At 65.8% G+C, this 13,781-nt stretch carries 11 protein-coding genes; 10 read left to right on the forward strand and 1 reads right to left on the reverse strand.

The features are described from left to right. Positions 1-10: 10 nt before the first annotated feature. From AC24R4_RS18265 to AC24R4_RS18275, 3 genes are all read left to right on the forward strand, one after another. The gene (locus AC24R4_RS18265) at positions 11-745 is read left to right on the forward strand and encodes a transposase (RefSeq protein ID WP_487523447.1); all 735 of its coding nucleotides are present in this window, start codon (positions 11-13) and stop codon (positions 743-745) included. 388 nt (positions 746-1,133) lie between these two features. Next, complete coding sequence (locus tag AC24R4_RS18270; RefSeq protein WP_400394570.1) at positions 1,134-5,801, forward strand: glutamate synthase-related protein; 4,668 nt, start codon at positions 1,134-1,136, stop codon at positions 5,799-5,801. A 114-nt stretch (positions 5,802-5,915) separates the two neighbouring features. Next, entirely contained in the window at positions 5,916-7,379 is a 1,464-nt protein-coding gene (locus tag AC24R4_RS18275; protein ID WP_400394569.1) for a glutamate synthase subunit beta, read from the forward strand. Positions 7,380-7,472: 93 nt separating this feature from the next. Here AC24R4_RS18275 and AC24R4_RS18280 read toward each other — a convergent pair whose 3' ends face one another. Further along, entirely contained in the window at positions 7,473-8,006 is a 534-nt protein-coding gene (locus AC24R4_RS18280; RefSeq protein ID WP_487523448.1) for a GNAT family N-acetyltransferase, read from the reverse strand. Between the two features lie 173 nt (positions 8,007-8,179). On the opposite strand from AC24R4_RS18280, the gene AC24R4_RS18285 reads away from it, so the two are divergent. From AC24R4_RS18285 to AC24R4_RS18315, 7 genes are all read left to right on the forward strand, one after another. Beyond that, positions 8,180-9,268 carry a Bug family tripartite tricarboxylate transporter substrate binding protein gene (locus AC24R4_RS18285; protein WP_487523449.1) on the forward strand — a complete coding sequence of 363 codons (1,089 nt, stop codon included), beginning with the start codon at positions 8,180-8,182 and terminating at the stop codon, positions 9,266-9,268. Between the two features lie 147 nt (positions 9,269-9,415). Beyond that, complete coding sequence (locus AC24R4_RS18290) at positions 9,416-10,267, forward strand: ABC transporter ATP-binding protein (protein ID WP_400391767.1); 852 nt, start codon at positions 9,416-9,418, stop codon at positions 10,265-10,267. Further along, positions 10,264-11,040, forward strand: coding sequence for a lipid asymmetry maintenance ABC transporter permease subunit MlaE (gene mlaE, locus AC24R4_RS18295; RefSeq protein WP_101680505.1), 777 nt, complete (start codon positions 10,264-10,266; stop codon positions 11,038-11,040). The genes AC24R4_RS18290 and mlaE overlap by 4 nt, the downstream gene beginning before the upstream one ends. Positions 11,041-11,063: 23 nt before the next feature. Beyond that, positions 11,064-11,642 carry an outer membrane lipid asymmetry maintenance protein MlaD gene (gene mlaD, locus AC24R4_RS18300; RefSeq protein WP_400391772.1) on the forward strand — a complete coding sequence of 193 codons (579 nt, stop codon included), beginning with the start codon at positions 11,064-11,066 and terminating at the stop codon, positions 11,640-11,642. Beyond that, positions 11,639-12,433, forward strand: coding sequence for an MlaA family lipoprotein (locus AC24R4_RS18305; protein WP_400391774.1), 795 nt, complete (start codon positions 11,639-11,641; stop codon positions 12,431-12,433). Before mlaD ends, AC24R4_RS18305 begins: the two co-directional genes overlap by 4 nt. Before the next feature lie 250 nt (positions 12,434-12,683). Then, entirely contained in the window at positions 12,684-13,313 is a 630-nt protein-coding gene (locus AC24R4_RS18310; protein WP_400391777.1) for an MlaC/ttg2D family ABC transporter substrate-binding protein, read from the forward strand. A 137-nt stretch (positions 13,314-13,450) separates the two neighbouring features. Next, on the forward strand, positions 13,451-13,753 hold the full coding sequence (locus tag AC24R4_RS18315) for an STAS domain-containing protein (protein WP_400391780.1): 303 nt from the start codon (positions 13,451-13,453) through the stop codon (positions 13,751-13,753). Positions 13,754-13,781 lie beyond the last annotated feature (28 nt).

Below are 13,781 nucleotides of genomic sequence, written 5' to 3' on the forward strand. Positions count from 1 at the left end.
GGGATGCCCGATGGCCCGCCTTCCCCGTTTCTCTCCCGCCGGGTTGCCGGCCATGGTGTTGCAGCGCGGCAACAACCGCCAGCCCGTCTTTCTGGGTACGGACGACTACCTGCACTACCTCGATTGCCTGCGCATGGCGGCTCGCGAGCATGAGCTGGCCATCCACGCCTATGCACTGCGGCCCAACCACATCCACCTGGTAGCCACGCCCAAGGGCCCCGATTCGCTGAGCCTGACCATGCAGGCGGTAGGGCGCCGCTACGCCCGCCATTTCAACCGCGTGGCCGATCGCACGGGCACCCTCTGGGAAGGCCGCTTCCGCTCGGCGGTCATCGAGCCCGAGACGTGGCTGCTGCCGGCCATGCTCTATACGGAAGGCAATGCCGTGCGCGCCGGCGACGTGACGACGCCCGAGGCGGATCGCTGGAGCAGCTATCGGCACCACGCTGGCTTCGAATCCCAACCGATTGTGAGTGATCACTCCATTTACTGGGATCTGGGCAATACGCCGTTCGAGCGGCAGTCCAACTACCGCGCATTGACTGCGGAGGGTTTGTCGGGCCGCACGCTCGCCACGCTGCAGAAGCACGCCCATAGCGGCTGGCCGCTGGGCGGCGATGCCTTCCTGATGCAACTTGAGCGTCACGCCACGCGACGCGTCCAGCCGCTGCCTAAAGGTCGACCAAGAAAGTCGGTTATTTCGGATGCCGAAGGTGCAGACAGCGTCTCCGCACTGGAGACCTGATGGCGTGCACCGTATCGGTGCAAATATGCCGGGAAATTAATGTGTCCCCATTTAAAATGGCGATCGCGATGGTGCAATATTTAATGTGTTCTGACCCCATTTAATAATTTTGCGAGGCTCGGACGATTCTCTTATAGTTGCTCCACCCACAGTCATTGTGCGGCGCGTCACGCTCGTGTACGCCGCTGCGGTCCCAGCTGTCTGCCACGCCCGATCAAGAGGCCCCCGCGACAGCCCATCCCGTTCGGTCTATGCCCTTGCTGGCTGCGCAGCCTTCACCGGAATTCAGCCCGTGGACCACTCGCAACAATCTTCCGATCTCGCCGCCCGCCCCCAGGCCCAGGGCCTGTACGACCCCACCAACGAGCATGATGCCTGCGGCGTCGGCATGGTGGCGCATATCAAGGGCAAGAAATCCCACGAGATCATTTCGCAGGGTCTGAAGATCCTTGAGAACCTGGACCACCGGGGCGCAGTCGGCGCAGACGCGCTGATGGGCGACGGCGCCGGTATCCTGATCCAGATCCCGGACCAGTTCTACCGCGAAGAAATGGCCAAGCAGGGCGTGACGCTGCCGCCCAACGGCGAATACGGCGTCGGCATGATCTTCCTGCCGAAGGAACACGCCTCGCGCCTGGCCTGCGAGCAGGAGCTCGAGCGCACCGTGCGCCTGGAAGGCCAGGTCGTACTGGGCTGGCGCGACGTGCCGGTGGACTGCAACATGCCGATGTCCCCGACCGTGCGCACCACCGAGCCGGTGATCCGCCAGATCTTCATCGGTCGTGGCCGCGACATCATGACCACGGACGCGCTGGAACGTAAGCTCTACGTGATCCGCAAGACGGCCAGCCACGCCATCCAGGCGCTCAAGCTCAAGCACGGCAAGGAGTACTTCGTGCCGTCGATGTCGGCCCGTACCGTCGTGTACAAGGGCCTGCTGCTGGCCAACCAGGTGGGCGAGTACTACCTGGACCTGCAGGATTCGCGCGCCGTCTCGGCCCTGGCCCTGGTGCACCAGCGTTTCTCGACCAACACGTTCCCCGCCTGGGAACTGGCCCACCCGTACCGCATGGTTGCCCACAACGGCGAAATCAACACGGTCAAGGGCAACGTGAACTGGGTCAACGCACGGACCGGCGCGATCTCGTCGCCGGTGCTGGGCGACGACCTGCCCAAGCTGTGGCCGCTGATCTATCCGGGCCAGTCGGATACGGCATCGTTCGACAACTGCCTCGAACTGCTGACGATGGCGGGCTACCCGCTCGTCCACGCGATGATGATGATGATCCCGGAAGCCTGGGAACAGCACACGCTGATGGACGACAACCGTCGCGCCTTCTACGAATACCACGCCGCGATGATGGAGCCGTGGGACGGCCCCGCCGCCATCTGCTTCACCGACGGCCGCCAGATCGGTGCCACGCTGGACCGTAACGGCCTGCGTCCGGCCCGCTTCTACGTGACCGACGACGACTTCGTCGTGCTGGCGTCGGAAGCCGGCGTGCTGCCGTTCCCCGAGTCGCGCATCGTCAACAAGTGGCGCCTGCAGCCGGGCAAGATGTTCCTGATCGACATGGAGCAGGGCCGCATCATCGACGACAAGGAACTCAAGGACAACCTGGCCAACGCCAAGCCGTACAAGAGCTGGATCGACGCCGTGCGGATCAAGCTCGACGAGCTGGAAGCCAAGCCGGAAGACGTGGCCGCCGAAAAGAAGCCGGTGTCGCCGCTGCTGGACCGCCAGCAGGCGTTCGGCTACACGCAGGAAGACGTCAAGTTCCTGATGGCGCCGATGGCGCTGGCCGGCGAGGAAGCCACGGGCTCGATGGGCAACGACTCGCCCCTGGCCGTGCTGTCGTCGAAGAACAAGACGCTGTACCACTACTTCCGCCAGCTGTTCGCGCAGGTGACCAACCCGCCGATCGACCCGATCCGCGAGAACATGGTCATGTCGCTGGTGTCGTTCATCGGTCCGAAGCCGAACCTGCTGGAACTGAACAACATCAACCCGCCGATGCGCCTCGAAGTGTCCCAGCCCGTGCTGGACTTCAAGGACATCGCCAAGATCCGCAACATCGAGCACTACACCGGCGGCAAGTTCCGTTCGTACGAACTGAACATCTGCTACCCGGTGGCGTGGGGCAAGGAAGGCATCGAGGCCCGCCTGGCATCGCTGTGCGCCGAAGCCGTGGACGCCGTGCGTTCGGGCTACAACATCCTGATCGTGTCGGACCGCCGCGTCGACGACACCCAGGTGGCCATTCCGGCGCTACTGGCCACGTCGGCCATCCACCATCACCTGGTGGAAAAGGGCCTGCGCACGTCGGCCGGCCTGGTCGTCGAAACCGGCTCGGCCCGTGAAGTGCATCACTTCGCGCTGCTGGCCGGCTACGGCGCCGAAGCCGTGCACCCGTACCTGGCCATGGAAACGCTGGCCGACATGGCCTCGGGCCTGTCGGGCGACCTGTCGCCGGAAAAGGCGGTCAAGAACTTCGTCAAGGCGATCGGCAAGGGCCTGTTCAAGGTGATGTCGAAGATGGGCATCTCCACGTACATGTCGTACACGGGCGCCCAGATCTTCGAGGCCATCGGCCTGTCGCGCGAACTGGTGCAGAAGTACTTCCACGGCACGCCGTCGAACGTCGAGGGCATCGGCATCTTCGAGGTGGCCGAAGAGGCGCTGCGCCTGCATACCGACGCGTTCGGCAGCAACCCGGTGCTGAGCAACATGCTCGACGCCGGCGGCGAGTACGCGTTCCGTGTGCGCGGTGAAGAACACATGTGGACGCCGGACTCCATCGCCAAGCTGCAGCACTCGGTGCGCGCCGACGATGGCCGCGGCCAGTACCAGACGTACAAGGAATACGCCAACATCATCAACGACCAGAGCCGCCGTCACATGACGCTGCGCGGCCTGTTCGAGTTCAAGGTCGACCCGGCCCGCGCGATTCCGCTGGAAGAAGTGGAGCCGGCCAAGGAAATCGTCAAGCGTTTTGCCACGGGCGCCATGTCGCTCGGCTCGATCTCGACCGAAGCCCACGCCACGCTGGCCGTGGCGATGAACCGCATCGGCGGCAAGTCGAACACCGGCGAAGGCGGCGAGGACGAGAAGCGTTATCGCAACGAACTGCGCGGCATCCCCATCAAGCAGGGCGACTCGCTCAAGAGCATCCTGGGCGACCACGTGATCGAGAAAGACCTGGCACTCCAGGCCGGCGATTCGCTGCGCTCGAAGATCAAGCAGGTGGCGTCGGGCCGTTTCGGCGTGACCGCCGAATACCTGGCATCGGCCGACCAGATCCAGATCAAGATGGCGCAGGGCGCCAAGCCGGGCGAAGGCGGCCAGCTGCCGGGCCACAAGGTGTCCGACTACATCGGCAAGCTGCGTTACTCGGTGCCGGGCGTGGGCCTGATTTCGCCGCCGCCGCACCACGACATCTACTCGATCGAGGATCTGGCACAGCTGATCCACGACCTGAAGAACGTGAATCCGGTGGCCGACATCTCGGTCAAGCTGGTGTCCGAAGTGGGCGTGGGTACCGTGGCCGCTGGCGTGGCCAAGGCCAAGGCCGATCACGTGGTGATCGCCGGCCATGACGGCGGCACTGGCGCCTCGCCGTGGTCGTCGATCAAGTACGCCGGTTCGCCGTGGGAACTGGGCCTGGCCGAAACGCAGCAGACGCTGATGCTGAACGGCCTGCGCAACCGCATCCGCGTGCAGGCCGACGGCCAGATGAAGACCGGCCGCGACGTGGTGATCGGCGCGCTGCTGGGTGCGGACGAGTTCGGCTTCGCCACCGCGCCGCTGGTGGCCGAGGGCTGCATCATGATGCGCAAGTGCCACCTGAACACCTGCCCGGTGGGCGTGGCCACGCAGGATCCGGCGCTGCGCAAGAAATTCCAGGGCAAGCCCGAGCACGTGGTGAACTTCTTCTTCTTCGTTGCGGAAGAAGCGCGTGAAATCATGGCCCAGCTGGGCATCCGCACGTTCGACGAACTGATCGGCCGCGCCGACCTGCTCGACATCCGTCACGGCATCGGACACTGGAAGGCACGCGGCCTGGACTTCAGCCGTATCTTCTTCCAGGCACCGATCCCGGCCGACGTGCCGCGCTACCACACCGACGTGCAGGATCACGGCCTGTCGGTGGAAGCCGGCAAGGCGCTGGACCACACGCTGATCGCCAAGGCCCGCCCGGCCATCGACAAGGGTGAGCGCGTGTCGTTCATCCAGCCGGTCAAGAACGTGAACCGCACGGTGGGCGCGATGCTGTCCGGCGTGGTGGCCAAGCAGTACGGCCACGAGGGCCTGCCCGACGACACGATCCACATCCAGTTCCAGGGCACGGCCGGCCAGTCGTTTGCCGCGTTCCTGGCGCACGGCATCACGATGGACCTGGTGGGCGACGCCAACGACTACGTGGGCAAGGGCCTGTCGGGCGGCCGCGTGATCGTGCGCGCACCGCACGAATTCCGTGGCGACCCGACCCGCAACATCATCGTGGGCAACACCGTGCTGTACGGCGCGCTGGCTGGCGAGGCGTTCTTCAACGGCGTGGGCGGCGAGCGTTTCGCGGTGCGTAACTCGGGTGCAACCGCCGTGGTGGAAGGCACCGGCGACCATGGCTGCGAATACATGACCGGCGGTACCGTGGTCGTGCTGGGCGGCACGGGCCGCAACTTCGCGGCCGGCATGTCGGGCGGCGTGGCCTACGTCTATGACGAGGACGGCCTGTTCGACAAGCGTTGCAACACGTCGATGGTGGCGCTGGAGGCGGTGCTTGCCTCGGCCGACCAGCAGAAGGGCCAGCCGGAATCGCAATGGCACAAGTTCAACGGCACGCGCCAGCTGGACGAAGTGATCCTGCGCAACCTGATCGAGCAGCATTTCCGCTACACCGGTTCGGAGCGCGCCAAGGCGCTGCTGGCCGACTGGACCACGGCTCGCCGCAAGTTCGTCAAGGTCTTCCCGACCGAGTACAAGCGCGCCCTGGGCGAGATGTTCGAAAAGGAACAGGCAGCCCGCGACAGCGACCGCGAAGCGGTAGCCGCCTGACCGGCAGCCACACCACGAGAGAGGCGCCGCGGCAACGGCTGCGGCGCCAACAAGATACTGACCCCACGCGAGGCCGGCCCGGCCGCCTCGCGCCAGCAAGACCAAGGATGCAACATGGGTAAGGCGACAGGCTTTCTCGAATTTCCGCGCCAGAACGAAGGCTACGAACCGGTAGTCAAGCGCGTGAAGCACTACAAGGAATTCGTGTTCGCGCTCTCCGACAGCGAAGCGAAGGTCCAGGGTGCCCGCTGCATGGACTGCGGTATCCCGTTCTGCAACAACGGCTGCCCGGTCAACAACATCATTCCGGACTTCAACGACCTGGTGTACCGCCAGGACTGGAAGTCGGCGATCGAGGTCCTGCACCAGACCAACAACTTCCCCGAGTTCACGGGCCGTATCTGCCCGGCGCCGTGCGAGGCTGCCTGCACGCTGGGCATCAACGAGCTGCCGGTGGGCATCAAGTCGATCGAGCACGCGATCATCGACAAGGCCTGGGAAGAAGGCTGGGTGGCGCCGCAGGTGCCGAAGCACAAGACCGGCAAGACCGTGGCCGTGGTCGGCTCGGGCCCCGCTGGCATGGCCGCCGCGCAGCAACTGGCGCGCGCCGGCCACGACGTGACCGTGTTCGAGAAGAACGACCGCATCGGCGGCCTGCTGCGCTACGGCATCCCCGACTTCAAGATGGAGAAGGACCTGATCGACCGCCGCATCGAGCAGATGCAGGCCGAAGGCGTGACCTTCCGCGCGGGCGTGATGGTGACCGACGGCGCGCTGCCGGCCGGCATCAAGAACTACGCGCGTGAAACCATCTCGGCGCAGGCGCTGATGGACCAGTTCGACGCCGTGGTGCTGGCGGGCGGCTCGGAAGTGCCCCGCGACCTCCCCGTGCCGGGCCGCGAACTGGCCGGCGTCCACTACGCGCTGGAATTCCTGATCCCGCAGAACAAGGAAGTGGCCGGCGACGGCGTCAACGAGATCCGCGCCGAAGGCAAGCACGTGATCGTGATTGGCGGCGGCGATACGGGTTCGGACTGCGTCGGCACGTCGAACCGCCATGGCGCCGAATCGGTCACGCAGTTCGAACTGCTGCCGCAGCCGCCGGAAGAAGAGAACAAGCCGCTGGTGTGGCCGTACTGGCCGATCAAGCTGCGCACGTCGTCGTCGCATGACGAAGGCTGCTCGCGCGACTGGTCGGTGGCCACCAAGGAACTGATCGGCGAGAACGGCAAGGTCACGGCGCTGAAGGCCTGCCGCGTGGAGTGGAAGGACGGCAAGATGCAGGAAGTGCCGGGCAGCGAATTCGTGCTGAAGGCCGACCTGGTGCTGCTGGCCATGGGCTTCACGAACCCGGTGGGCTCGATGCTGGAAGCCTTCGGCGTGGACACCGACGCGCGCAAGAACGCCAAGGCATCGACCGAAGGCGATCGCGCCTACCAGACGAACGTGCCGAAGGTCTTCGCCGCAGGCGACGTGCGCCGCGGCCAGTCGCTGGTGGTCTGGGCCATCCGCGAAGGCCGCCAGGCCGCCCGCTCGGTGGACGCCTTCCTGATGGGCCACAGCGAACTGCCGCGCTAAGCCGCCGGTTCCTACGCTGGCTCGAAAACACCCCCGCATGCCGGAAGGCTGCGGGGGTTTTTGTTCTGGCCTATGGGTTCGGCAAGCTTGGACCTACAGTTGACACCCCATCAACACCGCCCCCTCTCCATACGCTGCCAGCTTGTCTGCATGCCTGCCGGCGGCCAGCGGCGCGTACCCGAGCCTGCGCCAGTACGCATCGGCTGACTGGACGGCGATAAGGCGCGACGCCCGCAGGCCGTCGGTCATCGCCACGTTGCGTGCCGCGTCGTGGAGGCGGGTAGCGAGTCCCGCGCCGCGCCCGATCGGTGCCACGGCCATGTCGTGAATGAACCACGTCAGCGGCTCGGTATCGGGCCAGTCGCGGGCAAGCCGGCCGTTCCAGGGTGGCAGCGACGCCTCTGGCCATGCATGGGTGAACAGGTAGGCGGCCAGGGCAGGGCTGGATTGGCCGTTTTGCGATGGTGTGGACAGGTCTGCGACCCAGCAGGTGGCGGGCGATAGCGTGAGCCGGCTTTCCAGGGCATCGGCGGACTCCACCAGCGCATCGCCATAGCACTGTGCCTGGATGGCAAGCACGGCGGGCAGGTCGGCGGCACGCATGGGCCGCAGGGTGAATTCGGGCATCGGCCGATTATACGGGCGCTCACATTGGGGTCCGCCCGGAGAGCGTTTACGCGGTCTGGGCGCTGCCAGGCAATGTCCTTACAATTTCCTCAAACTAGATAAGAAGAGACTGCCTCGAAATCCCTTTCAGCCGATTTGGTGCCGTAGCGGTGGGTACGGCCCGGAGGAAATTGATGCCCGAAGTACGCAATTGCATGCGGCTTTGGCGAGGTATAGCGACGTTGCCAATACTCGCTGCCAGATGGACGGGGTGCGCGGTTGCCGTTGCGCTATGCACGGCGACGGCCCTCGCTCAGCCTCCCGCGGTCGCCCAGCTTGCCAGCATTCCGTCTGCCACGCGCACGGAATCGCCGGCCCGTCAGGTCTCGTTCCCCGCCCGGCCGCTGCGCATGATCGTGCCGTTCCCGGCCGGCGGTGTCGCCGATGCCGTGGCGCGACTGGTGGCCGAACGGCTATCCCAGCGGCTGGGCGTGCCTGTCGATGTGGACAATCGTCCCGGCGCGGCGGGCACCATGGCTGGCGACCTCGTGGCCAAGGCCAGTTCCGACGGCCACACGCTGCTGTTCCATCAGGCCAACATGCTGATCCAGCCAGGGCTCGAACCGGTGCCCTATGACGTGACGCGCGATTTCACCCCGGTTGCGCGGGTGGCCGCCATGCCGTTGTTCCTGGTGATCGATGGCCATTTGCCGATGACGACACCCCAGCAGTGGGTCACGGCCGTGCGGTCGAGCCCGGCATCGTACAGCTATGGCTATGGCCAGCCGGGCAGCCCGCAGCATCTGTACGCCGAATACGCGGTGCGGGGCATGCCGACCAGCGTGCCACTCGTGATGGCCAAGGGCGAGAGCGCGGTGGTGCAGGAAATGCTCGCCGGCCGGATCAGCGCCTGCTTCTGTTCGTGGGCCGCGGTGCAGACCCATGTGCGCTCGGGTGCACTGCGAATCCTGGGCGTGACCGGGCCTGTGCGCTCGCCGCTGTCGCCGCAGGTGCCGACGCTGCAGGAGACGGGCATGGAGGGCTACGGGGCGCTCGCCTGGTATGGCGTGATGGCCCCGGCCAAGACGCCCCGGGCCATCGTGGCGCGACTGGCTACCGAGCTGGACAGTGTGACCAGCGAACGCGGCGTGCAGGCCCAGTTGATGGCTGCCGGCCTTACGCCAGTTCGCGATTCGCCCGACGCCTTTGCCACCGCCATCCGCTCGGAATCGGTGCAATGGCAGGTGATTCTGCGCCAGGCGGGTCCGCGCAGCGAGCCCTGAAGTGCGCGGTCGGGCCAGTTTGTCCGGCCGGCATCACACGAATGCATCGGATTGTTGTCGGCCATGCAATGGTGAGATCACCACACGGGACGGCGACCGATAGGTAGTAGCCCTTATAATGGCGGCCTGTCCAAATCCGGTGACATTGTGACCGCTACCGTGCCGAACCCGTCTGGCCAGGCTTTTACAGGCCCCAACGTCGTCGAACTCGCGGATGTCGATTTTGCATACGCGGCTGGCGACAAGCCCATCCTATCCGGCCTTTCCATGCGCTTTCCGCGCGGGAAAGTGGTGGCCGTCATGGGCGGTTCGGGCTGTGGCAAGACCACGGTGATGCGCCTGGTGGGCGGCATGGTTCGCCCGCAGCGCGGCCGTGTGACGTTCAACGGCGCCGACATCGACGTCATGGACCAGACCGCGCTGTACGCGGTGCGCCGCCAGATGGGCATGCTGTTCCAGTTTGGCGCGCTGTTCACTGACTTGTCGGTATTCGACAACGTCGCATTTCCGCTACGCGAGCACACCGACCTGCCCGAATCGATGATCCGGGATCTGGTGCTGATGAAGCTCAACGCGGTGGGGCTGCGCGGGGCACGCGACCTGATGCCGGCGCAGATCTCGGGCGGCATGGCGCGGCGCGTGGCGCTGGCGCGGGCCATCGCGCTGGACCCGGCCCTGCTGATGTACGACGAACCGTTCGCCGGCCTGGACCCGATCTCGCTCGGCCTGACGGCCAACCTGATCCGCGACCTCAACGACGCGCTGGGTGCCAGCACCATCATCGTCTCGCACGACGTGCAGGAAACCTTCCAGATCGCCGATTACGTGTATTTCATTGCGAACGGCAGGATTGCTGCCGAAGGCGCGCCCGACGACCTGCGGGCGTCCAGCGACCCGTTCGTGCGCCAGTTCGTGCACGCCGAGGCCGACGGCCCGGTACCTTTCCATTACGCCGGCCCCACGCTGGCCGAAGATTTCCTGGCCGGAGGCGCGCGTTGACCGGCTTCTTCACTACCATCGGCGCCGCGGTGCGCCAGTTCGTGGGCGGCCTGGGCCGTGCCACGCGCATGTTCCTGGCCGTGCTGGCGCTGTCGCCGGCACTGCTGCGCCGATTCCGGCTGATTTCCGACCAGGTGTTCTTCGTCGGCAACCTGTCGCTGGTGATCATCGCCGTGTCGGGCCTGTTCGTCGGCTTCGTGCTGGGCCTGCAGGGCTACTACACGCTGAACCGCTATGGGTCCGAGCAGGCGCTGGGCCTGCTGGTGGCGCTGTCGCTGGTGCGCGAACTCGGGCCGGTGGTGTCGGCGCTGCTGTTCGCGGGCCGCGCCGGCACGTCGCTGACCGCTGAAATCGGCCTGATGAAGGCTGGCGAGCAGCTGACCGCCATGGAAATGATGGCCGTCAACCCGTTGCAGCGCGTGATCGCGCCGCGTTTCTGGGCCGGTGTCATCGCCATGCCGATCCTGGCCGCGATCTTCAGCGCGGTGGGCATCCTGGGCGGCTACCTGGTTGGCGTGCAGCTGATCGGCGTGGATGCCGGCGCGTTCTGGTCGCAGATGCAGGGCGGCGTGGATGTGCGTGCCGACGTGCTGAACGGGGTGATCAAGAGCTTTATTTTTGGCATTGCGGTGACGTTCATCGCGCTGTACCAGGGGTTCGAGGCGAACCCGACGCCCGAAGGCGTTTCACGCGCCACCACGCGGACCGTGGTGATGGCGTCGCTGGCCGTGCTCGGCCTGGATTTCCTGCTGACCGCGCTGATGTTCAGCTGACAAGCATTCGACAAGAGACTCGCATGAAGAAAAATTCGCTCGACTACTGGGTGGGGTTGTTCGTGGTGGTGGGCTTCGCCGCCCTGCTGTTCCTGGCGCTGAAGGCCGGCAACATGAGCAGCCTGTCGTTCCAGGACACCTACGCGGTGACCGCGCAGTTCGACAACATCGGCGGACTGAAGCCGCGTGCGCCGGTAAAGAGTGCCGGCGTGGTGGTGGGCCGCGTGGCGTCGATCAACTTCGACGACAAGCAATACCAGGCCACGGTGACGATGAATCTGGATAAACGCTACGAATTTCCGCGCGACACGTCGGCCAAGATCCTGACGTCGGGGCTGCTTGGCGAGCAGTACATCGGGCTGGAAGCCGGCGGCGACGACAAGATGCTGGCCCAGGGCAGCAAGATCACGATGACGCAGTCGGCCGTGGTGCTGGAAAACCTGATCGGTCAGTTCCTGTACAACAAGGCGGCCGATGCCGGCGCCGGCGGCAACAGCGGCAACGGCAACGCGTCGGCCCCGGCACCGTCTCCGTCGGCGAATGCGTCCGGCGCGGGTGCGGCGGCCTTGCCGGCCGCGCCGGGAATGGGCGGCGGCAAATGAGCACTTTTCATCGCCTGAGCGCGGCTCCGCTGGTCGCGCTGGCCCTGGCTGGCTGCGCCACCGGGCCCAACGCCAACCCGGCAGACCCGCTGGAGCCGTTCAACCGCGGCGTTTCCACGTTCAACGACAATCTGGACAAATACGCGCTGAAGCCGGTGGCCGAGGGCTACCAGGACTACATCCCGTCGCCGGTGCGCACGGCGGTGGGTAACTTCTTCTCGAATGTCAGCGATGTCTACTCGGCGGCCAACAACCTGCTGCAAGGCAAGCCGTCGCGGGCAGCGGAAGATACGATGCGCGTGGCCATCAACAGCGTGCTCGGCCTGGGTGGCCTGATCGATATCGCCACGCCGGCAGGCCTGCCCAAGTACAAGGAAGACTTCGGCCAGACCATGGGCGTGTGGGGCGTGCCGCCGGGCCCGTACCTGGTGCTGCCGCTGTTCGGACCGAGCAGCGTGCGCGACGGCACCGGCATGGTGGTGGACCGCTTCATGGACCCGACCACCTATATTTCACCGTGGTACGCGAGCCTGTCGGTGTCCACCGTGCGCGTGGTCGACGGCCGGGCCCAACTGCTGGGTGCCACCAGCCTGATCGAGGCGGCCGCGCTGGACAAGTACGCGTTCCTGCGCGATTCGTACCTGCAGCGCCGCGAATACCTGATCCACGACGGCAATCCGCCGTCGCAGGATGACGAGGACGCACCGCAGCAACCCCAGCAGAAGACGCCCCCGGACCAGGACGGCGGCGGCAAGCCCGCGCCGGCCGGCGCCGATACCAAAGAGGGCTGAGGCGGCGTGGGCAGCCCGAAGGTCTGCCCGCCAGCCTTGTCCCGACAGTGCCTGGGCGGCCTGTGAGCGCGCTGTGAGGCCTGAAACAAAGTGTATGAAAGTGGCGTTCCATGCATGTGCAGGTACCATGCCCGGCTGACGCCTGTGTTTCAATGATTTCCGATGGCGGTGCGTTGTTGCCCTGTCGGATGGGCGCGAACCTGCCGATACCCTGCAGGTGACGTCCCCGGAAAGAAAGGAAAAAATTCACATGATCAAGCGACTGCTGCTTCCCTTCCTCACTGTTGTTGCCTTTGCCGGCGCGGGCGCCGCGCACGCGCAGCAGGCTGACGCCTCGACGCCGGACGGCCTGGTCAAGGCCGTGGTGAACGACGTGATGTCCACCGTGCAGTCCGACAAGGACATGCAGGCCGGCAATATCGGCAAGATTACCCAGCTCGTCGAGCAGAAGATCCTGCCGCACGCCAACTTCACGCGCACCACGCAGATCGCCATGGGCCGCAACTGGTCGAAGGCCACGCCGGAACAGCAGAAGGTGATTACCGACGAGTTCAAGACGCTGCTGATCCGTACCTACGCCGGCGCCATCGCCCAGATCCGCGACCAGAAGGTGCAGTTCCGTCCCTATCGCGGCACGGCTGACGACACCGACGCCACGATCCGCACCCAGGTCATCAACAAGGGCGAGCCGATCCAGATGGATTACCGCCTGGAAAAGACGGCCGAGGGCTGGAAGGTCTATGACATCAACGTGCTGGGCGCCTGGCTGACCGAGGCGTACAAGGGCAGCTTCAACACCATCGCCAACCAGCAGGGCGTGGACGGCGTCATCAAGACGCTGCAGGACCGCAACCGCCAGCTGGCCAACGCCAAGGGCTGAGCGGCAGATCCGCGCGATTCTGGTTGCGCCGCAGCACGGCGCGGCCAAACTGGTCTACAATGGCCAGACGCTCCCGCCTCCGGGCGGGAGTTTTCATTTCGACAAGCCCGTTTCACGTTTCCAGCTCCCATCCATCCATGCCTGCCCTTGGCGCCTCGCTGACCAACCGCAACGCCGCCGTCGTGCTGCGTGACGGCCTGTCGCGCGTGCAGCAGGGCGACGTGACGGTGGATTGCAGCGCGCTGACGCAGGTGGATTCCTCCGCCGTCGCCGTGCTGCTGGCCTGGCAACGGGCTGCCGCCGAGCGCGGCCAGTCGTTGACTGTCGCCGGCGCGTCGCCGCAGCTGCGGTCGCTGGCCACCCTCTATGGGGTCGAAGGCCTGCTGGGCCTGGCTGCCGCCACCGCTACCCACCCGGAACACCACCACCACCGACATTGAACCGGCATCCGTCGCCGCGCGTGCCTTT

It is taken from the genome of Cupriavidus sp. CER-90 (genome assembly GCF_057652055.1).